Source organism: Neorhizobium sp. LMR1-1-1.1, from assembly GCF_040675795.1.
Classification (GTDB): domain Bacteria; phylum Pseudomonadota; class Alphaproteobacteria; order Rhizobiales; family Rhizobiaceae; genus Neorhizobium; species Neorhizobium cellulosilyticum.
The window spans coordinates 367,977-391,658 of sequence record NZ_JBEGHE010000001.1; the positions used below are offsets into that span (position 1 = coordinate 367,977).

General features: G+C 60.0%; 22 protein-coding genes. 6 read left to right on the forward strand and 16 right to left on the reverse strand.

Annotated elements, in window-relative coordinates:
* The first annotated feature begins 101 nt into the window (after positions 1-101).
* Both MRBLMR1_RS01575 and MRBLMR1_RS01580 read left to right on the forward strand, forming a co-directional pair.
* Positions 102-854, forward strand: a complete 753-nt coding sequence (locus MRBLMR1_RS01575; protein WP_148143205.1) for a glucose 1-dehydrogenase — start codon at positions 102-104, stop codon at positions 852-854.
* A gap of 74 nt (positions 855-928) precedes the next feature.
* Positions 929-1,330 (forward strand): nuclear transport factor 2 family protein, encoded by a 402-nt coding sequence (locus MRBLMR1_RS01580; RefSeq protein ID WP_148143207.1) that lies wholly within the window; start codon positions 929-931, stop codon positions 1,328-1,330.
* A gap of 26 nt (positions 1,331-1,356) precedes the next feature.
* On the opposite strand, the gene MRBLMR1_RS01585 is transcribed toward MRBLMR1_RS01580, so the two are convergent.
* The 9 genes from MRBLMR1_RS01585 to MRBLMR1_RS01625 all read right to left on the reverse strand — a co-directional run bounded on the left by MRBLMR1_RS01585 (position 1,357) and on the right by MRBLMR1_RS01625 (position 11,723).
* Positions 1,357-2,937: an FGGY-family carbohydrate kinase gene (locus MRBLMR1_RS01585; protein ID WP_148143209.1), complete on the reverse strand. Its 1,581-nt coding sequence runs from the start codon at positions 2,935-2,937 to the stop codon at positions 1,357-1,359.
* A 53-nt stretch (positions 2,938-2,990) separates the two neighbouring features.
* Positions 2,991-3,722 (reverse strand): HAD family hydrolase, encoded by a 732-nt coding sequence (locus tag MRBLMR1_RS01590; protein WP_500063511.1) that lies wholly within the window; start codon positions 3,720-3,722, stop codon positions 2,991-2,993.
* An 8-nt stretch (positions 3,723-3,730) separates the two neighbouring features.
* Positions 3,731-5,215, reverse strand: coding sequence for a mannitol dehydrogenase family protein (locus tag MRBLMR1_RS01595; protein ID WP_148143211.1), 1,485 nt, complete (start codon positions 5,213-5,215; stop codon positions 3,731-3,733).
* Between the two features lie 45 nt (positions 5,216-5,260).
* Positions 5,261-6,265, reverse strand: a complete 1,005-nt coding sequence (locus MRBLMR1_RS01600; RefSeq protein WP_148143212.1) for an ABC transporter ATP-binding protein — start codon at positions 6,263-6,265, stop codon at positions 5,261-5,263.
* 12 nt (positions 6,266-6,277) lie between these two features.
* Entirely contained in the window at positions 6,278-7,102 is an 825-nt protein-coding gene (locus MRBLMR1_RS01605; protein ID WP_183685268.1) for a carbohydrate ABC transporter permease, read from the reverse strand.
* Positions 7,103-7,113: 11 nt separating this feature from the next.
* The gene (locus tag MRBLMR1_RS01610) at positions 7,114-7,986 is read right to left on the reverse strand and encodes a carbohydrate ABC transporter permease (protein ID WP_148143216.1); all 873 of its coding nucleotides are present in this window, start codon (positions 7,984-7,986) and stop codon (positions 7,114-7,116) included.
* Between the two features lie 201 nt (positions 7,987-8,187).
* Positions 8,188-9,504, reverse strand: a complete 1,317-nt coding sequence (locus MRBLMR1_RS01615) for an ABC transporter substrate-binding protein (RefSeq protein WP_183685267.1) — start codon at positions 9,502-9,504, stop codon at positions 8,188-8,190.
* A 146-nt stretch (positions 9,505-9,650) separates the two neighbouring features.
* Positions 9,651-10,604, reverse strand: a complete 954-nt coding sequence (locus MRBLMR1_RS01620) for a sugar-binding transcriptional regulator (protein WP_148143219.1) — start codon at positions 10,602-10,604, stop codon at positions 9,651-9,653.
* 114 nt (positions 10,605-10,718) lie between these two features.
* The gene (locus MRBLMR1_RS01625) at positions 10,719-11,723 is read right to left on the reverse strand and encodes a sugar-binding transcriptional regulator (RefSeq protein WP_148143221.1); all 1,005 of its coding nucleotides are present in this window, start codon (positions 11,721-11,723) and stop codon (positions 10,719-10,721) included.
* A 198-nt stretch (positions 11,724-11,921) separates the two neighbouring features.
* Here MRBLMR1_RS01625 and tal point away from each other — a divergent pair, with 198 nt between their 5' ends.
* From tal to MRBLMR1_RS01640, 3 genes are all read left to right on the forward strand, one after another.
* The gene (gene tal / locus MRBLMR1_RS01630) at positions 11,922-12,887 is read left to right on the forward strand and encodes a transaldolase (RefSeq protein WP_148143223.1); all 966 of its coding nucleotides are present in this window, start codon (positions 11,922-11,924) and stop codon (positions 12,885-12,887) included.
* Between the two features lie 193 nt (positions 12,888-13,080).
* Positions 13,081-14,790 carry a methyl-accepting chemotaxis protein gene (locus tag MRBLMR1_RS01635; RefSeq protein ID WP_183685266.1) on the forward strand — a complete coding sequence of 570 codons (1,710 nt, stop codon included), beginning with the start codon at positions 13,081-13,083 and terminating at the stop codon, positions 14,788-14,790.
* A 101-nt stretch (positions 14,791-14,891) separates the two neighbouring features.
* On the forward strand, positions 14,892-15,080 hold the full coding sequence (locus MRBLMR1_RS01640; RefSeq protein ID WP_148143225.1) for a hypothetical protein: 189 nt from the start codon (positions 14,892-14,894) through the stop codon (positions 15,078-15,080).
* 4 nt (positions 15,081-15,084) lie between these two features.
* Here MRBLMR1_RS01640 and MRBLMR1_RS01645 read toward each other — a convergent pair whose 3' ends face one another.
* From MRBLMR1_RS01645 to MRBLMR1_RS01670, 6 genes are all read right to left on the reverse strand, one after another.
* Positions 15,085-16,380: an MFS transporter gene (locus MRBLMR1_RS01645; protein ID WP_148143227.1), complete on the reverse strand. Its 1,296-nt coding sequence runs from the start codon at positions 16,378-16,380 to the stop codon at positions 15,085-15,087.
* 93 nt (positions 16,381-16,473) lie between these two features.
* On the reverse strand, positions 16,474-16,875 hold the full coding sequence (locus MRBLMR1_RS01650; protein WP_148143229.1) for a MarR family winged helix-turn-helix transcriptional regulator: 402 nt from the start codon (positions 16,873-16,875) through the stop codon (positions 16,474-16,476).
* Between the two features lie 61 nt (positions 16,876-16,936).
* The gene (locus MRBLMR1_RS01655) at positions 16,937-17,770 is read right to left on the reverse strand and encodes a metal ABC transporter permease (protein ID WP_148143231.1); all 834 of its coding nucleotides are present in this window, start codon (positions 17,768-17,770) and stop codon (positions 16,937-16,939) included.
* Complete coding sequence (locus MRBLMR1_RS01660) at positions 17,767-18,627, reverse strand: metal ABC transporter permease (RefSeq protein ID WP_148143232.1); 861 nt, start codon at positions 18,625-18,627, stop codon at positions 17,767-17,769. The genes MRBLMR1_RS01655 and MRBLMR1_RS01660 overlap by 4 nt, the downstream gene beginning before the upstream one ends.
* Complete coding sequence (locus MRBLMR1_RS01665; protein WP_148143234.1) at positions 18,608-19,519, reverse strand: manganese/iron ABC transporter ATP-binding protein; 912 nt, start codon at positions 19,517-19,519, stop codon at positions 18,608-18,610. Before MRBLMR1_RS01665 ends, MRBLMR1_RS01660 begins: the two co-directional genes overlap by 20 nt.
* Positions 19,516-20,415 (reverse strand): metal ABC transporter substrate-binding protein, encoded by a 900-nt coding sequence (locus tag MRBLMR1_RS01670; protein WP_500063518.1) that lies wholly within the window; start codon positions 20,413-20,415, stop codon positions 19,516-19,518. The genes MRBLMR1_RS01665 and MRBLMR1_RS01670 overlap by 4 nt, the downstream gene beginning before the upstream one ends.
* Before the next feature lie 226 nt (positions 20,416-20,641).
* Between MRBLMR1_RS01670 and MRBLMR1_RS01675 the strand changes: the two genes are divergently transcribed.
* Positions 20,642-21,937, forward strand: coding sequence for a hypothetical protein (locus MRBLMR1_RS01675; RefSeq protein ID WP_183685265.1), 1,296 nt, complete (start codon positions 20,642-20,644; stop codon positions 21,935-21,937).
* An 84-nt stretch (positions 21,938-22,021) separates the two neighbouring features.
* On the opposite strand, the gene lysS is transcribed toward MRBLMR1_RS01675, so the two are convergent.
* Positions 22,022-23,521, reverse strand: coding sequence for a lysine--tRNA ligase (lysS, locus tag MRBLMR1_RS01680; RefSeq protein ID WP_148143238.1), 1,500 nt, complete (start codon positions 23,519-23,521; stop codon positions 22,022-22,024).
* Between the last annotated feature and the right edge of the window lie 161 nt (positions 23,522-23,682).

Genomic DNA, 23,682 nt, shown 5'->3' on the forward strand with positions numbered 1-23,682 from the left:
GTGGAACGATGAGTGTCGATATTGCCGACTTTCGGTCGCAGCGTTCCGAATGCATCTTTCATCCAGCGGAAAACAAACCGCAAGATCAAAGGAGAAAGACAATGGCTGCAAGATTTGAAAACAAGGTCGTCATCGTTACCGGCGGCACGAGCGGTATCGGGCTTGCCACCGCAAAGGCCTTTGCGGGCGAGGGGGCCTCGGTGTTCATTACCGGCCGTCGCCAGGAAGCACTCGATGCTGCGGTGAAGGCAGTTGGTGGCCGGGTGACCGGCGTGCGGGGCGATATGGGCAAGCTTGCCGATATCGACCGGCTTTATGATGCCGTGCAGCAAAAGCACGGGCATATCGATGTCGTTTTCGCCAATGCCGGTGGTGGTGAATTTGCGGCACTCGGCTCGATCACGGAGGAACATTACCAGTCGACCTTCGACAGCAATGTGAAGGGTGTGCTGTTTACCGTGCAGAAGGCGCTGCCGCTGATGCGCGATGGCGGCTCGATCGTGCTGACCTCCTCGACGACCAGCATTTCGGGCACGCCGGCCTTCAGCGTCTATTCCGCCACCAAAGCGGCGATCCGCAGCTTTGCCCGCAACTGGATCCTCGACCTGAAGGACCGGCATATTCGCGTCAATGCCATCAGCCCCGGGGTCACCGACACGGCAGGCCTGAACGAGCTGTTCGGCGGTGGTGCGCAGGCGGAAGGCACGAAGGATTATCTTGCCGGCCTCATCCCAGCAGGTCGCGTCGGCCAGCCGGAAGAGATCGCCAAGGCCGTGTTGTTCCTCGCCTCCGATGATGCAAGCTTCATCAATGGCGTCGAGCTGTTTGTCGATGGTGGCCAAGTCCAGATCTGAGATGATCGGATTTCTACGTTGAAGCTCGTCCGCGCGTCCTTGAGGGACGCGTGGCTTTCTCAAGGAGACTGACGATGACTTACGACATTGCGACATTGCTGAAGCGCAATCTGCAGGAGGTTTTTGGCGAGGCTGACGATGTGCGCCGCCAGGCGGTTGCGGCTGAGATTTTTGCGTCGGATGCAGAATTTCACGAACCGCACGGAGTTTTTCGTGGCCCTGCAGAGATCGCCCGAATTGCGGGCGTGATCCGGGCGTCGCATCCGGATTTCCAGTATCGTGAACTTGGTCCGGCCGAGGTGCTTCATGAAACCGCGGGCAGAGTGCGGTGGGTTTCCGGTGCGCCCGGTGAGCCACCGGCCTATGCGGGAACCGACTTCATCATCGCCCGCGACGGGCGGATCAGCGCGATTTATCTGTTTTTCGATCCGCTGCCGGGCGAGGGGGATTTGTCGCAGGACAAGACTCGGACGTAACCGGACTGGCTTCGTCGGGTGGTGGCTCAGGCCATTTCCCGTAATTCCTCACGATGGCGGACCATGGTGAGGAAGCGGCGGTAATCGCGGTCGTAGGCTGCCTTGCGGGCCGGATCGGGGAGATATTCGGTGCCGCCTGCCTGCATCGCCGAGCTTGCGGCAAACAGGGATGAATGCAGGCCACCGGCCACGGCGGCGGTCATCGCGGTGCCGAGCAGGACTGCGTCATTCGTCTGCGGCACGACGACCCGGCAGCCGGTGACATCGGCGTATAGCTCAACGAGCAGCGGATTGTTCACATGGCCGCCGGTGACATGCAGGGTTTCGAACCGATAACCGAAACCGACCATGGTATCGAGGATATGGCGGATGCCGAGCGCGATCGCCACGCAGCTGCGCCAGTAGCGGCGGCACAGGCCATCAAAGGATGTGTCGAGGGTAAGCCCTGTAATGACGCCGCGCACATGCGGATCGGCAAGTGGCGAGCGGTTGCCGTGGAAATCCGGCAGGATATGCAGGTTGGGGGCTATGTCGCCTTCCGTTTCGGCGCGCAGCTCGGCAATGCGGGCGATGATGCGGCCATGCAGATCGGTGGTCGGTTCGCCGCCGGCGGCATGCATCTGGACGATATGATCGAGAAGCGCGCCGGCCGCAGACTGGCCGCCTTCGACCAGCCAATGTTCGGGAAGGACCGCCTCGTAATAAGGCCCCCAGAGGCTGCGGCCCGGTTTCGGATCGCGCGAGAAGGCGACGATGCAGCTGGAGGTTCCGCCGATAAGTGCGACGCTGGTTTCGAGATTTGCGTCGCTGGCGGCCCCGGCAAGCGCACCGAAGGCACCGGCATAGGCGTCGATAAGACCGGGGGAGACCTCGATCTCGATATCGAGGCCAAGCTCGGCCGCCGCTTGTTTCGACAGTTTACCGAGGCTCGATCCGACTTCGGCGGTATCTTCAGGCAGGCCGGCTTTTTCTTTCAGGTCTTCGAGGCCGGCAAGCTTCAGATAGTCGGCTTTCCAGCCGGGCGTCTCATGCGCCAGATAGTTCCATTTGGCGGTGACCGTGCAGCGGGAGCGCTCAGTCGACCCGGTCGCCTTCCAGGTGAGGAAGTCGGCCAGATCGAAGACGAAACCGGATTTTTCCCAGCTTTCCGGCCGGTTCTCCTTCAGCCATTTCAGTTTCGGCATTTCCATTTCGGGTGACAGCGAGCCACCGGAGAAATCCAGAACATGGTGGCCGGAAGCGGAGAGTTCGTCGGCTTCGCGGATGGCGCGATGGTCGTGCCAGACGATCGTATCCTGTTCAGGGAGACCGGAGGTGGAGACGGAGAGCGGGTTGCCGTTCCGGTCGCGCATGACGAGCGAACAGGTAGCGTCGAAGCCGATCGCGGCGATACTTGAAGACTTGATGCCGGCCTCGGTCATCGCTGCTTTCACGGCATGGCAGGTGGCGGCCCAGATATCTTCGGAGGAATGTTCGGCCTGGCCTTCCTTGGGGCGGAACATCCGGATCGGATGTTTGGCCTTGGCAAGCATTCGGCCACCGCTGTCGAAAACGCCGGCACGCGCGCTGGTCGTGCCGATATCGACCGCAACGAGATGGTCACGCATCCAGATCTGTTTCCTGTCCCTGTACCGCTCGCGGCAAAATCTTCCTCACGGTGTCAAATTGCCCGCTGGGACGATGTCGCTCCGCGACCCTCCATGTGGTTTTTTACAAGGTGGAGCAAATCCGGCATGTCGTCAAATATGAGATCCGGCGAAAGTGCGTCGATCCGTTCACGATATCCCGGAACGCAGGCATGCGATCCGCCGGTAAAGGCGAAAACCGACATGCCGGCACGCTGTGCGGCCTCGATGCCTGCGGGGCTGTCCTCGATGACGATGCAGTTTTGCGGCGCGATGCCCATTTGCTCTGCAGCATAGAGGAAAAGGTCGGGTGCAGGCTTGCCGTTCTTGACCATGGAAGCGCTGAAGATATGCGGCTCCAGCCTGTCGAGAATGCCGGTAATGCTGAGCGACAGGCGTATGCGTTCCGGCTGACTGGAAGAGGCAACGCAGCGCGGCAGGTTCAGAAGCGCGAGCGCATCGAGCGTCTCGGCAATACCTTCGATCGGTTTGAGGTCGGTCTTGAAGAGGTCGTAGAGATCAAGACGCAGGGTTTCGAGGAATTCGGGGCCGGTGTGGAAATCGTATTCCTCATCCATAACCTGCCGCATGGTGGCGAGGCTGCGGCCGAGGAAGCGCTGATAGGCTTCCTCCTCGGCCATGTCGATGCCGTGGCGGTTCAAGGCTTCGACCAGAACCCGGACCGAAAGCGGTTCGCTGTCGACGAGCACGCCGTCGCAGTCGAAGATCACCAATGGGCCGTCGTTGAAGCTTACCTTATCCGCCACGTTTCACCTCACTCCTGAACCAGCTTGTCGTCGAGATAGAGCTGCAGGGTTTTTGCAGTTCCTTCGCTCCATAGCGTCTTCAGGGCATGGGCGAAACGCTTGCGGAACAGTTCGTTGCCAGAAACCTCGCCGAAGATTTCGTCGAAGACGAGGAAGGCAGCCGGATCGTCCTTGGCCTTGATGGCTGCTGCCTGCAGCTTTTCGGCGCTCGCATCGTTGAAGACGATCTTGCGGCCGCTGTCGGACGTGCCGGCGAAGTAACGGCACCAGAGAGCTGAGACCAGCGACAGGCCGACGATATCCTTGCCCTGGGCGAGGCGATCGCGGGTTGAAGGCAGGATGAATTTCGGCTGGCGGTTGGAGCCGTCCTGCGCCAGGCGCGGAATGGTGTCGCCGATCTTAGGGTTGAGGAAACGGCGCTCGATCAGGTCGAAATACTCATCCAGATTGGTGTCGGGAACCGGCGGAACGATCGGGATGATCTCTTCCTTTTCCAGCTTGGCGAGGAAGGCGCGGATCAGCGGGTGTTCCATCGACTCGTGGACGAAATGGATGTCGAGCAATTCACCCGGATAGGCGATCGTCGCGTGGCCGCCGTTCAGGATGCGGATCTTCATCAATTCATAGGGCGCAACGTCGGGGACGAACTGGACGCCGACCTCTTCCAGCGCCGGGCGGCCGGCGGGGAAATTGTCTTCCATCACCCACTGCTTGAACTCTTCGCAGAATACCGGCCAGTTGTCGTCAATATTGAAGTCGTTTTTCAGAATATCGACTTCGCGCTGGCCGGTGGCCGGGGTAATGCGGTCGACCATCGAGTTGGGGAAGGCGACGTTGGCGTGAATCCACTCGGCAAAGGCCGGGTCGGACATTTTGGCGAGGCCGATCACGGTGTTCTCGGTGACGTGGCCGTTACCCGGAATGTTGTCGCAGGACATGATGGTGAAGGGCTGCACGCCACGCTCGCGGCGCAGTTTCAGGCCGGCGAGGATGAGGCCGAAGACTGTCTTGGGCGCTGCCGGGTTCTTGCCATCCTCGACCATGGCGGGGTGGGCCGGGTTGAAGTGGCCGGCGGCGTCGATGAAATAACCGCCTTCAGTGATTGTCATCGAGACGATGCGGATCGCGGGATCTGCGAGCTTTTCTATCAGCGCGTCTTTCTGGTCAGGCGCGATGACATCGATCATCGGGGCGGTGACGCGGGCGCCGGTCTTATTGTTGTCCTGCTCGACGACGGTCGTCAGATAATCCTGCGCCTTGAGCTTGTCGCGCATGGCGGCGTCGGAGGGCAGAACGCCGGCGCCGATCAGCGCCCAGTCGTGGCCCTTGCCGGTGTTGAACAGGTCGTCGAGATAGACGGCCTGATGGGCGCGGTGGAAATTGCCTACGCCGAAATGGATGATGCCCGGCGTCAGGCTTTTCGGATCGTAATTGGGCACGCCAGCGGTCGCAGCGGCATCCTTGAGGCTTGCCAACGAAAGCTTCACAGTCATTTTCTCATACTCCGGTTGGCCTGTCTGTCAGGCCGGTAGGATCAATCAGGCCCGAATTGCCAGGCCCTTGTCGTCGAAACGATGCAGTTTGGTTTCATCCGGCGTCAGGTAGACGGTGTCGCCGTGATGAGCGCCGAACTCGCCGCTGGCGCGTGCGGTCATCTGGCCGATGCCGTCGACATCGAGATGCAGGAAGGTGTCGGCGCCGAGATGTTCGGCAACGGTGACGGTACCCTTCCAGGTGCCGCTCTCCTTGGACAGCGTCAGATGTTCGGGACGGATGCCGGCGGTGACGGCGCCCTTCGACCTGGCATAATCGCCGGTGATCAGGTTCATCCGCGGCGAGCCGATGAAGCCCGCCACGAACAGGTTGCGCGGGGTCAGATACAGTTCCATCGGGGAACCGACCTGCTCGATATTGCCGCGATTGAGCACGACAATCTTGTCGGCCATGGTCATGGCCTCGATCTGGTCGTGGGTGACGTAGATCATCGTCGTCTTCAGCTGGTTGTGAAGATCGCTGATTTCGAGGCGCATCGTGCCGCGCAGGGCCGCATCGAGGTTGGAGAGCGGTTCGTCGAAGAGGAAGGCAGACGGTTCGCGGACGATGGCGCGGCCGATTGCGACGCGCTGGCGCTGGCCGCCGGAAAGCTGCGAGGGGCGGCGTTCCAGATAGTCGGTGAGGTTGAGCACCTTGGCGGCAGCCTCGACTTTCTTGTCGATCGCTGACTGTTCCATCTTCGCCATCTTGAGCGGGAAGGCGATGTTCTTGCGCACGCTCATATGAGGATAGAGCGCATATGACTGGAAGACCATGGCGAGACCGCGGGCAGCAGGTGCGGCTTCCGTCACATCCTTGCCGTCGATGGTGATCGTGCCGCCGGTCAGGTCTTCAAGGCCGGCGATCAGGCGCAGGAGCGTGGACTTGCCGCTGCCCGAGGGACCGACGAAGACGACGAATTCGCCTTCCTTGATTTCCAGATCGACGGAAGGAATGACCTTGGCTTCGCCGAAATGCTTCTGGACGTTCTTGAGAGTAATGCTGCCCATGATCGGAATTCCTTACTTAACCGCGCCAAACGTGAGGCCGCGAACGAGTTGCTTCTGGCTGAACCAGCCGAGGATGAGGATCGGCGCAATCGCCATGGTCGATGCTGCCGAGAGCTTTGCCCAGAACAGGCCTTGCGGTGACGAGAAAGAAGCGATGAAGGCCGTCAGCGGCGCCGCGTTGGTGGTCGTCAGCTGGATGGTCCAGAAGGCTTCGTTCCAGGCAAGGATGATGTTCAAGAGCAGTGTCGAGGCAATGCCTGGTACGGCCATCGGGGTCAGGACGTAGACGATCTCTTTCCAGAGGCTTGCACCGTCCATCCGCGCTGCCTCCAGGATCTCGCCCGGAATTTCGCGGAAATAGGTGTAGAGCATCCAGATGACGATCGGCAGGTTGATCAGTGTCAGCATGATGGTCAGGCCGACGCGGCTGTCGAGCAGGCCGAAGGTGCGGAAGATGATGAAGATCGGCAGAAGAACCGCGACCGAAGGCATCATCTTGGTCGAGAGCATCCACATGAGGATGTCCTTCGTGCGCTTGGTCGGGGCGAATGCCATGGCCCAGGCGGACGGGATGGCGATGATCAGCGCCAGGATGGTGGAGCCGACCGAGAGGATCACCGAGTTCATGAACGGCTTGAAGTAATCGCGCTGCGTCTGAACGGTGATGTAGTTCTCGAACGTGCCGGACGGGATGAGCGAGAAGCCGGCGATGGCTTCCTGCTCGGTCTTCAGGCTGGTGATGACGGCGTAGAGGATGGGGAAGAAGATGAGGAGCGCCACGACCCAGGCGGCGATGCTCCAGCCGATCCTTGCTCCGGTTGTTACTTTGCGAGCCATGATCGTTTCTCCTACTTGTCCAGGTTCTTGCCAACGGCGCGCATCAGGAAGATGGCGACGATATTGGCGAGAACGACTGCGATGATACCGCCTGCCGCACCGCCGCCGACGTCGTAACCGAGACGTGCCGTGCGGTAGATGAGGAAGGTGAGGTTGGTCGATGCGTAACCCGGTCCGCCATTGGTGGTGACGAGGATTTCCGCGTAGATGCCGAGCAGGAAGATCGTCTGGATCAGGATGACGACCGTGACGGCACGCGAAAGATGCGGGATCGTCAGGTAGATGAAGCGGTTGAAGAAGTTGGCACCGTCCATTTCGGCCGCTTCACGCTGCTCGCTGTCGAGCGACTGGAGCGCGGTGAGCAGGATCAGGGTGGCAAACGGCAACCACTGCCAGGCGACGATGATGATGACCGAGAAGAGTGGAAACTGGGCGAACCAGTCGATCGGCTGCACTCCGAAGAATTTGGCGATATCGGCAAACACGCCATAACCCGGATGCATGATCATGTTCTTCCAGATCAATGCAGCTACCGGCGGCATGACGAAGAAGGGAGAGATCACCAGGATGCGGACGATGCCCTGGCCGAAGATCGGCTGGTCGATCAGAAGCGCTATCGCGGTACCACCGATGACGGTGATCGCCAGCACGCCGAGAACCAGCAGCAACGTATTCCAGATCGACTGGAAGAAGGCCGGATCAGTGTAGAAATACTGGTAATTGAAGAAGCCTGCGAACGATACATTCATCGGTGTCAGCAGGTTGTAGTTCTGGAACGAGTAGTACAGCGTCATTGCGAGCGGTACGGCCATCCAGATCAGAAGAACGACGACGGAGGGCGCCATCATAAGGCGTGCCAACGTCCTGGTGTTCTGCGTTGCCATCTTAAAAAACCTCCCCGGAGCTTTGGCTCTCATTGCCGTCGTGGCGTCCTCATGGAACGTCAGCGCGGAAGCATGATCTTGTTTTTATAGGGTAGCTTGTGGATACGACGAGAGGCGCGGCTTCCGGTCGTTCTGGTCTCCATCTGAGGCGGGCTGCCCGGCAAAGGAGCCGGACAACCCTTATCCTTGGGAGGAAATCCCTTACTTGATGTAGCCGGCGCGGGTCATGTCGCGGGTTGCCGTTGCCTGGGCGGCGGCAAGCGCGTCGTCGACTGTGGACTGGCCGGCGATGACAGCCGAGAAGAGCTGGCCGACAGTGGTGCCGAGAGCCTGGAATTCAGGGATCGCGACGAACTGGCCACCGGTGTAAGGCACCGGCTTGACGGTCGGCTTGGTGATGTCGGCAGCGTCCATGGCAGCAAGAGTCGGAGCGGCGAAGGCTGCTTCCTTCTGGTAGTCGGCGTTCTTATAGAGCGAAGTGCGCGTGCCCGGAGGAACGTTTGCCCAGCCTTCCTTGGAAGCGACGAGCGTCGTGTATTCCTTGCTGGTTGCCCATGAGATGAACTTCTGCGCGGCTTCAGCCTTCTGCGAGGATGCCGGAACGGCAAGGTTCCAAGACCACAGCCAGTTGCCGTGGTTCTTCACGCCTTCCTTGGACGGGAAGATCGCGTAACCGACCTTGTCGGCAACCTTCGAGTCCTTCGGGTTCGATACGAAGGATGCAGCGACGGTCGCGTCGATCCACATGCCGCACTTGCCCTGCTGGAACAGCGTCAGGTTTTCGTTGAAGCCGTTGGACGAAGCACCGGCCGGGCCGGCTTCCTTCATCAGGTCTGCATAGAACTGCAGCGATGCCTTCCATTCCGGCTGATCGAACTGGGGCTTCCAGTTCTCGTCGAACCAGCGGCCGCCGAAGGAGTTGTTGAGCGCAGACACGAAGGCCATGTTTTCGCCCCAGCCGGCCTTGCCGCGAAGGCACATGCCCGAGACGTCGTTGCCGCGATCGGTGATCTTCTTCGCCGCATCGGCGATGAATTCCCAGGTCGGGCTTTCCGGCATCTTGAGGCCGGCCTTTTCGAACAGGTCCTTGCGGTACATGATCATGGCGGATTCGCCGTAGAACGGAGCCGCGTAAAGCTTGCTGTCAACGGACAGACCGCCGCGGATAGCCGGCAGAAGGTCGTCCATGTCATACTTGTCGCCGAGGCCGTCGAGCGGCAGGAGCCACTTCTGCTTGGCCCAGATCGGAACTTCGTAGTTGCCGATGGTGACGATGTCGTACTGACCGCCATTGGCAGCGATGTCCGTGGTGACGCGTTCGCGAAGAACGTTTTCCTCGAGCGTGACCCAGTTTACCTGGATGTCCGGGTTCGCCTTGGTGAACTCCGAGGTCAGGCCCTGCATGCGGACCATGTCGCCGTTGTTGACGGTTGCGATTGTGAGGGTTTCAGCCGATGCGGCGGTGGCAACAAAAGCCATGGCCGAGCAGGCGCCCAGCAAAAAAGTCTTCAATGTCATATCTTCCTCCCGAGAAGATGATTGCGAGCATTCGCTTTGCTCGTGGGCAATTACTTATCAGGAGTTGACGGAAGTCAACACGGATTCGTCGCTGCACTGCGATTAAACCGTATTAAGCGCTTGAATTTGAACGTAAAAATTTTTGCTCACAGGCGGAGCAACTGCTCAGCGGACGCTTCATCTGTGATGATGCCGTTGATCAGCTTGCCACGAAGCGCCGCCGCGATGGCCTTGATCTTGCGCTGTCCTTTCGCGATTCCAATCACCGCGCTCGTGTAGCGGGACGGGATCGGGACGCTGGCGACGCGTTCGTTGACGGCGTTGTCCAGAAGTCGGCCTTGCTGGTCGTAGACCCATCCGCAGATTTCGCCCGCGGCACCGCTTTCGACAAGGCTTTGCATTTCTTCACGGCCAAGGAAGCCGTCGACACAGAGAGGGCCGTCGACGCCCAGTTCGCCGATGCCGACGAAGGTGGCGGCTGCCTCCGCACCGAGCGCAAGCGTCGAGCGGACAAGCGCCTGGTCATGCAAAGTCTCGCGCTCTTCTGCCGAGGAACAGAGGACGGGAAGCGGCATGGGGAAATGGCGTGCCTTGATGGCATCCGCCATCGAGAAGATGACGTTGTAGAAGGCGGCGGAACCGTCAGGTCCGATATTGCCGGTGAGCGACACAATGCGGTGTTGCGGACATTCCATCGGCGGGAGTTGATCGACCGCGGCCTTCAGCGTGCGGCCTGTGCCGACCGCAAGCACGATCGGCTCCGGCCGTCTGAGCCAGCGCTCTATCTCCGCGGCGGCTGCCTCTGCAATGCCTATCGTCGATGATGCTCCGGATGGATCGCTCGGCACGACTTCCGCATGGCGCAGGCCGTATTTTTCCTTCAGCCTTTCGGCCAGCTCCAGGCAGGCGGCGATCGGATGGTCGAGCCTGACCTTGATCAGGCGCTCGGCAACCGCGAGCGAGACGAGACGCTGCGCCGATTGCCGGGAAATGCCCATGGCGGCCGCTATTTCGTCCTGGGTGCGACCGGCGACATAATAGAGCCAGCCAGCCCTCGCCGCATCATCCAGCCGTCCCTGGGTGTCAGACCGTTTTGCCATGGCAGAAATCTCCTCCTCCAATTTGCTGCCATTTTTTCCGAGTGTCTGTCAAACGGTTGGCAGACCTGTTTCCAGCGCGTCCCATGAAAAGCTGTTTTTGCGGGATCGCGCCGGCTAGTCGGCTTCAGGCGTGGCTGTATCCTCTTCAGCCAGTCGCAGCAGTTCCTTTGCCGCCGTTTCGTCGGTGATCAGCGTGTTGCAGCCGATACGGCGGATGGTGGCGCGGATGGCGACCGCGCGGTGGGAACCGCCTGACGAGAGCACGATATGTCTCGCTTTTTTCAGTGTATCGAGATCGACCGACATGACCCGTTCGTTCAGCGCCTGATCGACGGAATGACCTTCCTCGTTCAGGAAGTTGAACATGGTATCGCAGACACAGCCTGACGCGATCAGGCGGTCCAACTCCTTCTTCGAAATGAAGCCTTCCGAGAGCGAGGTAGAATGCGGACCGATATCGCCACAGCTGACGACGGCGAGATCGAGATTCTCGGCAAGGTTGTAGATGGTGTCGAGGCCGCATTTGTCGATAAGAGCACGCTTGGTGGCGACCGTATCGACGAGAAGAGGGGCGAGGAACATGTAACATTCGGCGCCGAGCTGACCGGCGAACCGCCAGGTGAAGTCGATCGGGTTCGTCTGGTGAACGGCGACGATGCCACCGAGCAAGGAGACGACCTTGACGTTGTTATGGCGCGCGGGGCGGAAGCTGGAGAGGGAAGCGGTCATGGTGCGGCCCCAGCCGACGCCGATGGTCATGTCGTCCTGAATGACATCTGACAAGAATTGCCCGAGCGCCAGGCCGACGGCGCCTGCAAGCGCATCGGCACTGCTATCACGCGGGGTCGGGACGACGACCGCCTCATCCAGCCCGTAGGCCTTTTCCAGCCGGATTGCGAGTTCGACGCAGCTTTCGACGCCTTCAGAGATCCAGATCTGCACTTCGGAGCGCTTCATGGCTTCATCGAGCATGCGGATCACGGTCGAGCGGCTGACGCCTAGTTTTTCCGCGACGTCCTTCTGGGTCAGGCCCTGATTGTAGTAAAGCCATGCGGCGCGAAGCCTCTGGGAGGTCGCGTCGGAATAGGTCGTATGGCTCTCGCGTCTTAATCTGGCCAAGGCGCTCAATCCTCCCGAAATGCGGAATATGCAATTCCTGCGCGTCTGGTCATGATATCGTCTTCATTGGAACATATGTCAATTGAGAAGGACAAATGTCTTGACTTCTTTACCTTCCGCGGATGTTATCTAAATAACATGCCAGAGGAGCAAAATCGGTGCCTCCAGCGCCGACAGCCATCAGTGAGGACAATTCGGATGACGTCAAAACTAGAGCAACTTCGTTCCATGACCACCGTCGTCGCCGACACCGGCGACATCGAGGCCGTTGCCCGTCTCAAGCCGGTCGATTGCACCACCAACCCGTCGATCGTACTGAAGGCGATCGGCTCTGATGCATTTGCCGAAAAGTTCAAGGAAGCCGTTGCCTGGGGCAAGAAGCAGGGCGGCAATGATGAGGCGATTGCGGCTGCCGTGGCCGACCGCCTGGCGATCGATGTCGGTTCCGCGCTTGCCGGTCTGGTCCCGGGCCGCGTCTCGACCGAAGTCGACGCCGACCTTTCCTTCGATACCGAAGCCTCGATCAAGAAGGCGCATGACATCATTGCTGCCTACAAGGCACGTGGCATCGAGCGCGAACGCATCCTGATCAAGCTCGCTTCCACCTGGGAAGGTATCAAGGCTGCCGAAGTGCTGCAGGCCGAAGGTATCGATTGCAATCTGACATTGCTGTTCAGCCATGCCCAGGCCGTTGCCTGCGCAGATGCCAAGGCATTCCTTATCTCGCCCTTCGTCGGTCGTATTCTCGACTGGTACAAGAAGTCGACCGGCCAGGATTACACGGCGGAAACCGATCCGGGTGTCGTTTCGGTTCGCTCGATCTACAATTACTACAAGGCCAACGGCATCTCCACGATCGTCATGGGTGCGTCGTTCCGCAACGTGGGCGAGATCGAAGCGCTGGCCGGTTGCGACCGCCTGACGATCGCGCCGAACCTGCTTGACGAGCTGGACAAGGCCGAGGGCTCGCTGGAACGCAAGCTCTCGCCGGAGAAGTTCGAAGCCGTTGCGCCGATCAAGATGGACGAGAAGACCTTCCGCTGGATGCTGAACGAAGACCAGATGGCGACCGAAAAGCTTTCTGACGGCATTCGCCTGTTCGCCAAGGACCTCGGAATTCTGCGCCAGATGGTCAAGAAAGAGCTTACGCTCGCTGCTGCCTGATCACAAGAACCACCGCCAAGCATTGGGAGGCTCGCCGCAAGGCGGGCCTTTTTCATGTTCAGGCAGGCTTCCATCTGCGGGAGGCAGTCTGCTCGTTGACACCGTAAAGTTGAATTCGATCAAGTGCTTAATTAACTTAAACTTTATTAAAGGTGGATAGCCTTCCGGCAAAAATAGCCAAGCGGAGATATCCATGGTCGGTTTGCCTTTCGGCCACATGCAGTCCAACGCAGCCCTTGTCGAGGCGCTCAATCGCTCGCAGGCGATCATCGAGTTCGACCTCAACGGCATCATCCTGACCGCCAACGAGAATTTCTGCCGGACGGTCGGCTATTCGCTGTCCGAGATCGTCGGCAAGCACCACCGCATCTTTGTCGATCCGACGGACGCCGCGTCGAAGGACTATGCGGATTTCTGGGCGGGGCTGGCGAAGGGCACGTTCGACCAGGGCAAATACAAGCGTTTCGGCAAGGGTGGTCGCGAGGTCTGGATCGAGGCTTCCTACAATCCGCTTTTCAAGGGCAACAAGCCCTACAAGGTGGTGAAGATCGCCACTGATATCACGGCATCGCGCAAGGATGCGCTGGAAAACCGCGGCAAGCTGGAAGCGCTGTCTAGAGCGCAGGCGGTGATCGAATTCACGCCTGAAGGCGAGATCATCACGGCGAACGAGAATTTCCTCCACGCGCTGGGCTACCAACTGGACGAGATCGTCGGGCGGAATCATTCGATGTTCTGCGAGCCGGATTATGCGCGCTCCGCTGAATACAAGCAATTTTGGCACGAGCTTCGCGCAGGCCGGTTCTCCACCGGGCAGTTTACCCGGGTCAACAGACAAGGTGAGCCGATCTATATCCAGGCTTCCTACAATCCGATCATCGACGACAGCGGCCGCGTGTTCAAGGTGGTGAAGTTTGCCACGGATGTTTCCGAGCGCATGACCGTGGTCAAGGAACTTGGCGCAGGGCTCGGGCGTCTCGCGGACTGCAATATCCGACAGACGATCGATGTTCCGTTCAGCTCCGAGTTCGAGCCGCTGCGGCGGGACTTCAACGCCTCCATCGGCGCGTTTCAGGAAACGCTGATGGGCGTGCTGAGACAGACCGGCATGCTGAACGGCTCCAGCCAGGAGATGCACGAGGCGGCCGATCAGATGTCCGCCCGCACCAAGGAGCAGGCGGTATCGCTCGAGGAGGCCTCTGCGGCATTGGAGCAGGTGACCTCGACCATCCGCGCATCGTCTGCCAACACCGTCGAGACGCGCAAGCTGGTGAAGAATGCACTGGAAGCTGCAACGGCTTCGTCCACAGTCGTCAAGGAAACCATCACGGCGATGAAGCGGATCGAGGATGCGTCGGGCGAGATCACCAAGATCATCGGCGTGATCGACGAGATCGCATTCCAGACCAATCTCCTGGCGCTCAATGCCGGCGTGGAGGCCGCACGGGCGGGTGAGGCGGGCAAGGGGTTTGCCGTCGTCGCGCAGGAAGTGCGAGAGCTTGCCCAGCGCTCGGCAACCGCCGCCAAGGAAATCAAGACGCTGATCGATAAGTCGGGCCGCGAGGTGACGGAAGGCGTGCGGCTGGTGGACGAGACCGGTTCGGCGCTGCACGAGATCGAGACCTTCGTCGCGTCGATCGACAGCAATGTGCAGTCATTGGCGACGGCTGCGCAGGAGCAGGCGACCGGCCTTTCGGAGATCAACAGCACGGTTTCGCAGCTCGACCGGATGACCCAGCAGAATGCGGTCATGGTCGAAAAGACGACGACGATCAGCCGGTCGCTGGCGGCGGGTGCAGCGCAGCTTGTCGAACTCGTCAATCACTTCAAGCTCAACCGGCGTAATCGCATCCGCGAACCGGAGGCTGCGGCCGGCCAGGCCGGTTCGAAACGGGCGGCATGATACGCCATCAGGCGCGACAGACATATTTTGAAACGAAACGGAAATCAGCGAGTGATGTTGATCGGTAGATTCAATCCAGGAAAACAGGATTGGAGATACAGATGACGGACGCCTTCCACGCCTATTCGGGCTTGCTCAGCGCTTCGGCGATGGTGTTGCTGCTGACGATAATCGTGGCCTTTTATGTCAGTCTGACGCTGGAGGCCTTCAAGAATTCCAAGGACAGCCGGATTGAAGCGACAGTGCTTCGGCGGGGAGGGGCCGGCATGGATTGCCGGCCCGGAGTCTGAGTAGTCAGGCCGGTTGGGATAGCGGGGCAGGGCTTGCCGGCTTCCGGAGCAGCATGACCGAGACTGCGGCGAGCATGCACATGACGCCTGCGATCTGCAGGGCGGGCATATAGGTGTCGTAGTCGCTCTTGAACCAGCCGGCACCGAAGGCTGCGGTTGCGGCCCCAAGCTGGTGGCCGGTGAAGACCCAGCCGAAGACGAGGCCGGCTTTCTCGCGACCGAAGCTTTCCGCCGCGAGCTTGACCGTCGGCGGTACGGTCGCCACCCAGTCTAGACCATAGAAGATCGCAAAGACGGAGAGTTCGAGCGTGCTGAAACCAGACATGGACAGGTAGATCAGCGATAGGCCGCGCAGTCCGTAGAACCAGAAAAGCAGGATGCGGTTGTCGTAACGGTCGGAGAGCCAGCCGGCGAAGATCGTGCCGATGAAATCGAAAATCCCGATGACGGCAAGCGTGCCGGCTGCGGTGACGGCCGCCATGCCGAAATCACCGCAGATCGAGATCCAGTGCGTCTGGATGAGGCCGTTGGTGGAGAGGCCGCAGACGAAGAAGGTGCCGAACAGAACCCAGAAAACCGGGTTGCCGGAAACGCTTTTCAGGGTGATGAGCGGGGATAAAAGCGTGGCGAGAAGCTTGTGGTCCTGCTTCGGAGCCTTGTTGACTGCGGTTTCGCCATAGGCGGGCAGGCCGACATCGGCCGGGTGGTCACGCATCAGCAGCAGGACGAGAACGAAGGTCGTGGCGAGGACGGCGACGGTCAGCGTGAGGGCAGTGCGCCATCCATAGGCTTCCGTCAGGGCCGCGAGTATGGGCAAAAATACGAGCTGGCCGGTGGCGTTGCTCGCTGTCATCAGGCCGATGACGAGGCCGCGGCGCTTGGAAAACCAGCGGCTGGCGACGGTTGCGCCAAGCACCAGAGCCGTCATGCCGGTGCCGACACCGATGACGACACCCCAGAGCAGCAGCAACTGCCAGACCTCGGTCATGAAGAAGGAGGCGACGATGCCGAAGATGATCATGCCGAGTGCCGTCGATACGACCTGACGGACGCCGAAATGGTTCATGAAGGCGGCGGCGAAAGGCCCGAGCAGGCCGAAAAGCACGAGACGAACGGCCATGGCGGTGGAGATATCGGCGATATCCCAGCCGAATTCCTGGTGCAGCGGCTGGATCATCACGCCGGCCGAACCCATGGCACCAGCGGTTGCCAGCATGGTCAGGAAGGTGGTTGCTGCAACGACCCATCCGTAATGGAGTTTTCTCGCCGCCATCCAGCCGGCAACGCCTGTCGAAATCATTCGTGGTTTCCTTCTTTTGCTGCCGGGGTGCCGCGGCCTATTGGGAGTAATCTTCCATATTTGCGGGTAGATGCCCGTATATTGGCCAAAAAATCAGAGTTCTGCGAGCAGGTCCTGCAACTGCCGGGCTTTTTCGTGTCCGAGGCGGGCCTCTATGTCGTCCTGCACGCCATCCCAGAGGGGGGCGCCTTTTTCCAGTATTTCGCGGCCTTTCGGTGCGATGGTCAGCACGGCTTCGCGCTGATCCTCGCCATGGCCGATGGCGACCAGTTCCATTCGCTCCAGCACCTTGGCATTGCGACCGACGGTCGATCGATCAAGTTCGACCTTGTGCGCCAGATCGGTCAGCGACACCGGCTCCATACGCCGGATGTTTCTGAGCAGGCTGAACTGGCCGATATTGACGCCAAGCGGTGCCAGCGCCTCGTCATAATAGGACGAGACCTTGCGGGTCGCCTTGCGCAACAGGATGCAGTGGCATGTATCGTTCGACATCTTGATGTGTGTATATACCCGGATCTATCGTTACGCAAGCGGGTATATGCCCGCGACCAGATCAGGCCGCGGCGCGGGAGGCGAGCATGGTGCGAATGAAGGTGACGATGAAGGTTATCGTCATCAAAAGCACGATGGTGGGGGCGGGGGCGCTATCGAGGAAAAAGCTCAGATAGATGCCGCCGAGGGAGCAGCCGAGTGCGACCGCGACCGCCGTCAAAAGCATGGCGGTGAAACGGCGGGTCAGCAGGAAGGCGATGGCGCCGGGGGCGATCAGGAGGGCCACGGAAAGGATGATACCGATTGCCTTCAAGGCTCCGACGACCGTCAGCGAAAGGACGGCAAGCAGGCCGTAATGCAGCAGGCGGGTCGGCAGGCCGATCGCCTTTGCATGCTGCTCATCGAAGGCGTGGACCAGCAGGTCCTTGCGGAAGATGACGAGGAAGATGGTGGCGGCGATGGCGATCACCGTCGTCTCGATCAAATCCTGCGGCAGGATGCCGAGCATGTCGCCGAACAGGATATGATCGAGATGCACATCGGCCTGGACATTGACGTAGAGCACGAGGCCGAGGCCGAACATGCCTGAAAAGACGATGCCGAGCACCGTGTCTTCCTTGATGCGGCTGTTTTCCTTGAGGAAACCGGTTGCCAGTGCGCAGACCATGCCGGCGATGAAGGCGCCGATCGAGAAGGGGATTGCCAGCATATAGGCGATGACGACGCCCGGCAGGACGGCATGCGAGACGGCGTCGCCCATCAGCGACCAGCCCTTGAGGATGAGGAAGCAGGAGAGGATCGCTATCGGCAGAGCGATCATCAGCGTCACCGCAAAGGCGGTGCGCATGAAGTCGATCTGGAAGGGGAAAAGCAGGAGGTCGATCGTGTCGCTCATATCGCTTCCTCCAACGAGGCCTTCACCCGGCGGCGGGCGGCGAGCATGCCGTGCTTGGGTGCAAAAACGAAAGCGATAAGGAAGATGGCCGTCTGCAGCACGACGATGATGCCGCCGGTTGCGCCATCGAGGAAATAGGAGAGATAAGCACCGAGGAAGCTGGTGGCAGCGCCGATACCGAGTGCGAGCAGAATGACGCGCTGGAACCGGTCGGTGAGCAGATAGGCGGTCGCTCCAGGTGTCACCACCATGGCGATGACGAGGAAGGCGCCGACGGTCTGCATGGCGGCGACGGTGGAAGCGGCGAGAAGGGCGAAGAACATCACCTTCAGCGCATCGGGCTTGAGGCCGATGGTGCGGGCGTGGTTTTCATCGAAGAAGGTGACCATCAGGTCCTTCCATTTCAAGGTCAGGACGACGAGGCTGACGGTGCCGATGATGACGAGTTGCAGCGTATCGCCGGGGCTGATGGCAAGCACGTTGCCCATGACGATGGTCTGGATATCGACCGAGGTCGGCGAGAGCGACACCATGAACAGGCCAAGCCCGAAAAAGGAGGTGAATATCAGGCCGATAATGGCGTCTTCCTTCAGCCGCGTGCGCTGGTTGAGGAACAGCATGGCAAGCGCTGCGAGGCCGCCGGACATGAAGGCGCCGATCGAGAAGGGCAGGCCGAGCATATAGGCGCCGGCGACGCCGGGGACGATCGAGTGGGAGAGAGCATCGCCGATCAGCGACCAGCCTTTCAGCATCAGGTAGGCGGAGAGAAAACCGCAGACGCCGCCGACCAGGGCCGAGACCCAGATGGCGTTCAGCATGTAACCGTAGGTGAAAGGTTCAAGAAGCGTCTGGAGCATCGACGCTGTCCTTCTTCTTCTTTTTCACCTTGGTTTTTTCTGTGCCGTTGCCATAGGTGACGAAGGGGCGTTCGTCATCGGTAATGACCTTGACGCGGCGCGGATCGGCGTCGTCATGCAGGTCGGCACCGCCGAGGATGAAATGGCGCAGCACGCCTCCGAATGCCTTTTCCAGATTGGCCTCGTTGAACGTATCTGCCGTCTTGCCATAGGCGATGACGGTGCCCTTGACGAAGACGGTGCGGTCGCAGAAATCCGGCACGCTGCCGAGATTGTGGGTGGAGACCAGCATGACGCGGCCTTCGTCGCGCAGGGCCTTGAGGAGTGCGACGATCTGCTCCTCGGTCGTCACGTCTACGCCGGTGAAAGGTTCGTCGAGCAGGATGACCTGGCCTTCCTGCGCCAGCGCGCGGGCAAGAAAGACGCGTTTTCGCTGGCCGCCGGAAAGCTCGCCGATCTGGCGCTTGCGGTATTCCAGCATGTTCACCCGCTTCAGCGCCTCGGTGACCATGTCGTGGTCGCGGCGCGACGGGATGCGGAGAAAATTCATGTGGCCGTAGCGGCCCATCATCACCACGTCCTCGACCAGAACCGGGAAGTTCCAGTCGACCTCTTCCGATTGCGGTACATAGGCGACGAGGTTCTTTTTCAAAGCCTCACGGGCGGGCATTCCAAGGATTTCAACCGAGCCTTCGGTCAGCCTGACGAAGCCCATAATGGCCTTGAACAGCGTCGACTTGCCGGCGCCATTGACGCCGACAAGTGCGGTGATCGTGCCCTTGGGCACTTCGAAACTGGCATGTTTCAGCGCCGTATGGCCGTTGCGATAAGCGACGCTGACATTGTCGAGCCTGATGCCGGTAGCTACTGGCTTGGTCTTGCCCATCCTCATTGCGCGAGACCTTTTGCAATGGTTTCCGAGGTGATGCGCAAGAGATCGAGATAGGTGGGAACCGGGCCGTCTGCTTCGCTCAAAGAGTCGACATAGAGAACTCCGCCATAGGTCGCGCCGGTTTCGGAGGCGACCTGTTTTGCCGGCTTGTCGGAGACTGTGCTTTCGGAAAAGATCACCTTCACGTCATGCTCGCGCATGGCATCGATGACGGCGCGAACCTGTTGCGGTGTGCCTTGGCTATCGGCATTGACCGGCCAGAGATACAGCTCCTTGAGGCCGAAATCGCGGGCCAGATAGGAGAAGGCGCCTTCGCTGGTGGCGAGCCAACGGTGATTTTCCGGCAGTTTTGCCAGCTCGTCGCGTATCGGCTGGGCCTGTGCGCGGATCTTGTCGGAATAGGCCTTTGCATTTGCGGCATAGGTTTCGGCATTGGCCGGGTCGATCTCGGTCAGGCCCTTGCGGATGTTCTCGACATAGATGACGGCGTTTTCCGGTGACATCCAGGAATGCGGGTTGGGCTTGCCCTGATAGGCACCGCCGGCAATCGACATGGGGGTGACGCCATCGGAGACGGTGACGCTCTTCACATCTCCGAGATTTTTCAGGAAACGTTCGAACCAGAGTTCGAGGTTCAGGCCGTTGCGCAGGACGAGATCCGCGTCACGGGCGCGCAGGAGGTCGCGCGGCGTCGGCTGATAATTGTGGATCTCGGCGCCGGGCTTGGTGATGCTTTCGACTTCGGCCGCATCGCCCGCGACGTTCTTCGCCATGTCGGCGATGATGGTGAAAGTGGTGACGACCTTGGGCTTTTCCTCAGCCGAAGCGGAAAAGGGCAGGGAGAGCAGGCCGGCGAGGAGGCCGGTACCGAGGCATGCAATTCTCAAAAACGACATTCGTGATCCGTTATTGCTGTTGCAAATCATTCGCAATTTAAACTAGCGACAAAAATCCGCCTGTCAATGCTCTTGCAAATCATTCGCAATAAGCGCGGAGTCCCGATTTGGAACGGCGGCCTGACAAATCCGCTTAAAGTTTCTTCAATAAGATTGGGCGAATATGCCCTCATTGTTCCATGACTTGTATTGCGTAACTGGAGTTGACTATGCCGGGTGTTGGCGAATGAAGATCCGGCTGTCGAAGAAATTCATCTTCCTTCTCAGCGGTGCGTTGGTTCTTTGTGGCGCGAGCGGCTCGGCAGCGGTGCTGATCGGAACCGACAAGATCCTTGGCCCATCCTATAAAGATATAAACGGCCTGACCTGTACGACGCTGCAGACGCAGAAGATGCGCCGCGACGGCAGCATATGGGTGCGCAAATATGTAACCAGCGACCAGGCCGGTGACGGAATTTCGCGGCTGAAGACGGCCTTGCGCGTGGCACGGGCGGTGCAGGAAAAGGAAAAGGCCGGTCTCGTGCAGGTCGCGATGATCGACAGTGCCGGCCCCAAAGATACAGCGGACATGCGCGGCCGCGCGATTGCCGCGCAGGTCGTCTACATTCCAAACCCTGCCAAGATCCCGGCAGGTGGGCAGACCGAGAATTACTCCGCCTATTACCTCGATGGCGCACCGAGCGCCAGCGGCCATTTCTACGGCATGCGGGTCGATCTTCCGCTGGAGGATATCGAGCATCTCGACGCGCATCTAACCGACAGGGCAGACTGCATCGACCCGTCGTTGCCAGAGGGCAGCGAGGCGGCCAAGGCAGAACCAAAGGCGTCCGGACATGGAGCGGCGGCCTCTGGCGGCGACAAGGCTTCTGGCCATGGTGCAGCGCCGGCGGCAGAAGGTGCCAGCGCCGAAAGCGAAGCAAAAAGCGAAGAGGTCGCCGCCGTTGAAAGCGGTGGTTTCCTCAGTTCGATTACCGGCATGGTTTTCGGTGCGAAGGAAGAAGCTACTGCCGGTCATGAGGCAGGTCAGGGCGAGGAAAAGGCTGTTCCTGCAGCGGCCGCGCCTTCCGGTGAAAACCATGGCGCGCAGGCTGCAAAGACAGACACTTCCTCCACTGACAAGCCTGCCGCAGAAAAAAGCTTTTTCGATCAGGCAAAGAGCATGATCCTTGGCAGTTCTGCCGATGAGCCTGCCGCTCCCGCGCAGAAGGAAGCCAAGGCTGATGCAGCGGATGAGGCCAAGCAGGCCTCAGAACCTGCGCGTGAGCCGAGAACAACGGCCGAGGGTGGCAAGGGTTGGTCGAAGTCGGATGCTGCTGACGAGGTTCATTCCGGGACTGCATCTGACAGTAAAGGCCAGCCGAAGGCTACTACCGAGGCGGCGCAAGCAGAAGCTCATGCGGGAGGGCCACCGTCTGCGGCTTCCGGTGCAAGCGCAGCCGATACGGCCGGTGCCGCATGGCTGGAAAAGTTCAGGGCGCAACAGGCCGCGACTGCGACAAGTGATGCTCCGCCAGCGGATTGAATATAAGTTCAGCGAAGAGTGGATATGAAAAAAGGCGGCTTTTACAGCCGCCTTTTTGTCGTTTCAGGCCTGTCTGCCTGTTCCTCAGTCCGCCTTGGCCTTGCGGGCCGGGAAGAGGATGACGTCGCGGATCGACGGGGCGTTGGTCAGAAGCATGACAAGGCGGTCGACGCCGATGCCGAGGCCGCCGGCCGGCGGCATGCCCTGGTCGATCGCGTCAAGGAACTCGTCGTCGAGCTGCTTGTCCTTCTCGCCGCGGGCGTGCGCCTGCTCTAGCTGCTCGACCATGCGCTTGCGCTGTTCTTCCGGGTCGTTGAGTTCGGAAAACGCGTTGCCGACTTCCCAGGCGTTGCAATAGGTTTCGAAACGCTCGACGAGGCGCGGCTCGCCCGGAACTTCCTTGGCAAACGGCGAGATGTCCTTCGGGAAGTGGGTGACGTGGCTCGGCTGGATCAGCGTGCCCTCAACCTTTTCTTCAAAGATGAAGGCAAGGCATTCGCCCCAGGTCCAGTCCTTCTCGACTTCGAAACCGGCAGCCTTGGCGGCAGCGCGGGCTTCCTCGTCCGTCTTGATTGCGAGGAAGTCGATGCCGGTCGCTTCCTTGACGGCGTCGGGCATGGGCACGCGCTTGAACGGCCCCTTGAAGGATATCTGCTTGTCGCCGAAGGTGACTTCCGGGGTGCCGTGGATCGAAACGGCGAGCGTTTCGAACAGGCGCTCGACGAGGTCCATGACGTCCTCGTAATCGGCATAGGCCCAGTAGCATTCCATCATGGTGAATTCGGGATTGTGCCGGGTAGAGACGCCTTCGTTGCGGAAGTTGCGGTTGATCTCGAACACCTTGTCGGAAAGGCCCGAGACCAGCGTGCGCTTCAGGAACAGTTCCGGCGCGATGCGCAGGTACATGTCCATCTTCAGCGTGTTGTGGAAGGTCTTGAACGGATCGGCAGTGGCGCCGCCATAAACCGTCTGCAGCATCGGGGTTTCGACTTCCAAGAAGCCGTCGTTTTCCATGAAGTGGCGGATGCCGGAAACGATCTTCGAGCGCTGCTGAAAGCGCAGCTTCGATTCTTCGTTGCTCATGATGTCGAGGTGGCGCTTGCGATAACGGATCTCGATATCGGCAATGCCGTTCCACTTCTCCGGCATCGGCAGAAGCGACTTGGTCAGCATGGTGATCTGCTGCGCGTTGATCGACAGCTCGCCGCGCTTGGTGCGGCGCACGGTGCCGGTGACGCCGATGATGTCGCCGAGATCGATCAGCGGCAGCATGTTGCGCGCTTCTTCCGGCGTGACGTCCTTGTGGGAGAAGATCTGGATCTTGCCAGAAGCGTCATGGATATCCATGAACATGCCGGAATTGCGCGAGGAATAGACGCGGCCGGCGACCGTGACGACGTCCTGAGTTTCCGTGTCCGGCTCCAGCGCCTCGTATTTCGCAGCCAGTTCCGCATTGGTCATGGTGCGGTGGAAATGTGCCGGATAGACATCGCCGATGGTCTCGCGCAGCTTGGCAAGCTTTTGTGCGCGCACTTCGGTGACGTCGGAGGAGAGGGCGGTTTCGGTCTTTGTCGTGTCGGTCATGTTTTGCCTCTTTGGGCTCGTTGTTCTGTTCTGCCGGCGCGGTTGGCTCGGCCTAACCCTCCCCCTTATGGGAAGGGTCGGAGCGAAGCGACGGGGAGGGTTTCTCTTGCTGAATTAAGAAAGACCCCTCCCCAACCCTCCCCACAAGGGGAGGGGGCGCG

What these genes read in the sequence shown, in the direction of transcription:
- MRBLMR1_RS01655 (WP_148143231.1), bottom strand. Translation starts at nt 17,770, where the DNA reads ATGAGCGACACGATCGACCTCCTGCTTTTCCCCTTCCAGATCGACTTC.
- MRBLMR1_RS01620 (WP_148143219.1), bottom strand. Translation starts at nt 10,604, where the DNA reads ATGGCAAAACGGTCTGACACCCAGGGACGGCTGGATGATGCGGCGAGG.
- MRBLMR1_RS01575 (WP_148143205.1), top strand. Translation starts at nt 102, where the DNA reads ATGGCTGCAAGATTTGAAAACAAGGTCGTCATCGTTACCGGCGGCACG.
- MRBLMR1_RS01645 (WP_148143227.1), bottom strand. Translation starts at nt 16,380, where the DNA reads ATGATTTCGACAGGCGTTGCCGGCTGGATGGCGGCGAGAAAACTCCAT.
- MRBLMR1_RS01600 (WP_148143212.1), bottom strand. Translation starts at nt 6,265, where the DNA reads ATGGGCAGCATTACTCTCAAGAACGTCCAGAAGCATTTCGGCGAAGCC.
- MRBLMR1_RS01660 (WP_148143232.1), bottom strand. Translation starts at nt 18,627, where the DNA reads ATGCTCCAGACGCTTCTTGAACCTTTCACCTACGGTTACATGCTGAAC.
- tal (WP_148143223.1), top strand. Translation starts at nt 11,922, where the DNA reads ATGACGTCAAAACTAGAGCAACTTCGTTCCATGACCACCGTCGTCGCC.
- MRBLMR1_RS01595 (WP_148143211.1), bottom strand. Translation starts at nt 5,215, where the DNA reads ATGACTGTGAAGCTTTCGTTGGCAAGCCTCAAGGATGCCGCTGCGACC.
- MRBLMR1_RS01615 (WP_183685267.1), bottom strand. Translation starts at nt 9,504, where the DNA reads ATGACATTGAAGACTTTTTTGCTGGGCGCCTGCTCGGCCATGGCTTTT.
- MRBLMR1_RS01635 (WP_183685266.1), top strand. Translation starts at nt 13,081, where the DNA reads ATGGTCGGTTTGCCTTTCGGCCACATGCAGTCCAACGCAGCCCTTGTC.
- MRBLMR1_RS01650 (WP_148143229.1), bottom strand. Translation starts at nt 16,875, where the DNA reads ATGTCGAACGATACATGCCACTGCATCCTGTTGCGCAAGGCGACCCGC.
- MRBLMR1_RS01670 (WP_500063518.1), bottom strand. Translation starts at nt 20,415, where the DNA reads ATGTCGTTTTTGAGAATTGCATGCCTCGGTACCGGCCTCCTCGCCGGC.
- MRBLMR1_RS01665 (WP_148143234.1), bottom strand. Translation starts at nt 19,519, where the DNA reads ATGAGGATGGGCAAGACCAAGCCAGTAGCTACCGGCATCAGGCTCGAC.
- MRBLMR1_RS01585 (WP_148143209.1), bottom strand. Translation starts at nt 2,937, where the DNA reads ATGCGTGACCATCTCGTTGCGGTCGATATCGGCACGACCAGCGCGCGT.
- MRBLMR1_RS01580 (WP_148143207.1), top strand. Translation starts at nt 929, where the DNA reads ATGACTTACGACATTGCGACATTGCTGAAGCGCAATCTGCAGGAGGTT.
- MRBLMR1_RS01605 (WP_183685268.1), bottom strand. Translation starts at nt 7,102, where the DNA reads ATGGCTCGCAAAGTAACAACCGGAGCAAGGATCGGCTGGAGCATCGCC.
- MRBLMR1_RS01675 (WP_183685265.1), top strand. Translation starts at nt 20,642, where the DNA reads ATGAAGATCCGGCTGTCGAAGAAATTCATCTTCCTTCTCAGCGGTGCG.
- MRBLMR1_RS01640 (WP_148143225.1), top strand. Translation starts at nt 14,892, where the DNA reads ATGACGGACGCCTTCCACGCCTATTCGGGCTTGCTCAGCGCTTCGGCG.
- MRBLMR1_RS01610 (WP_148143216.1), bottom strand. Translation starts at nt 7,986, where the DNA reads ATGGCAACGCAGAACACCAGGACGTTGGCACGCCTTATGATGGCGCCC.
- lysS (WP_148143238.1), bottom strand. Translation starts at nt 23,521, where the DNA reads ATGACCGACACGACAAAGACCGAAACCGCCCTCTCCTCCGACGTCACC.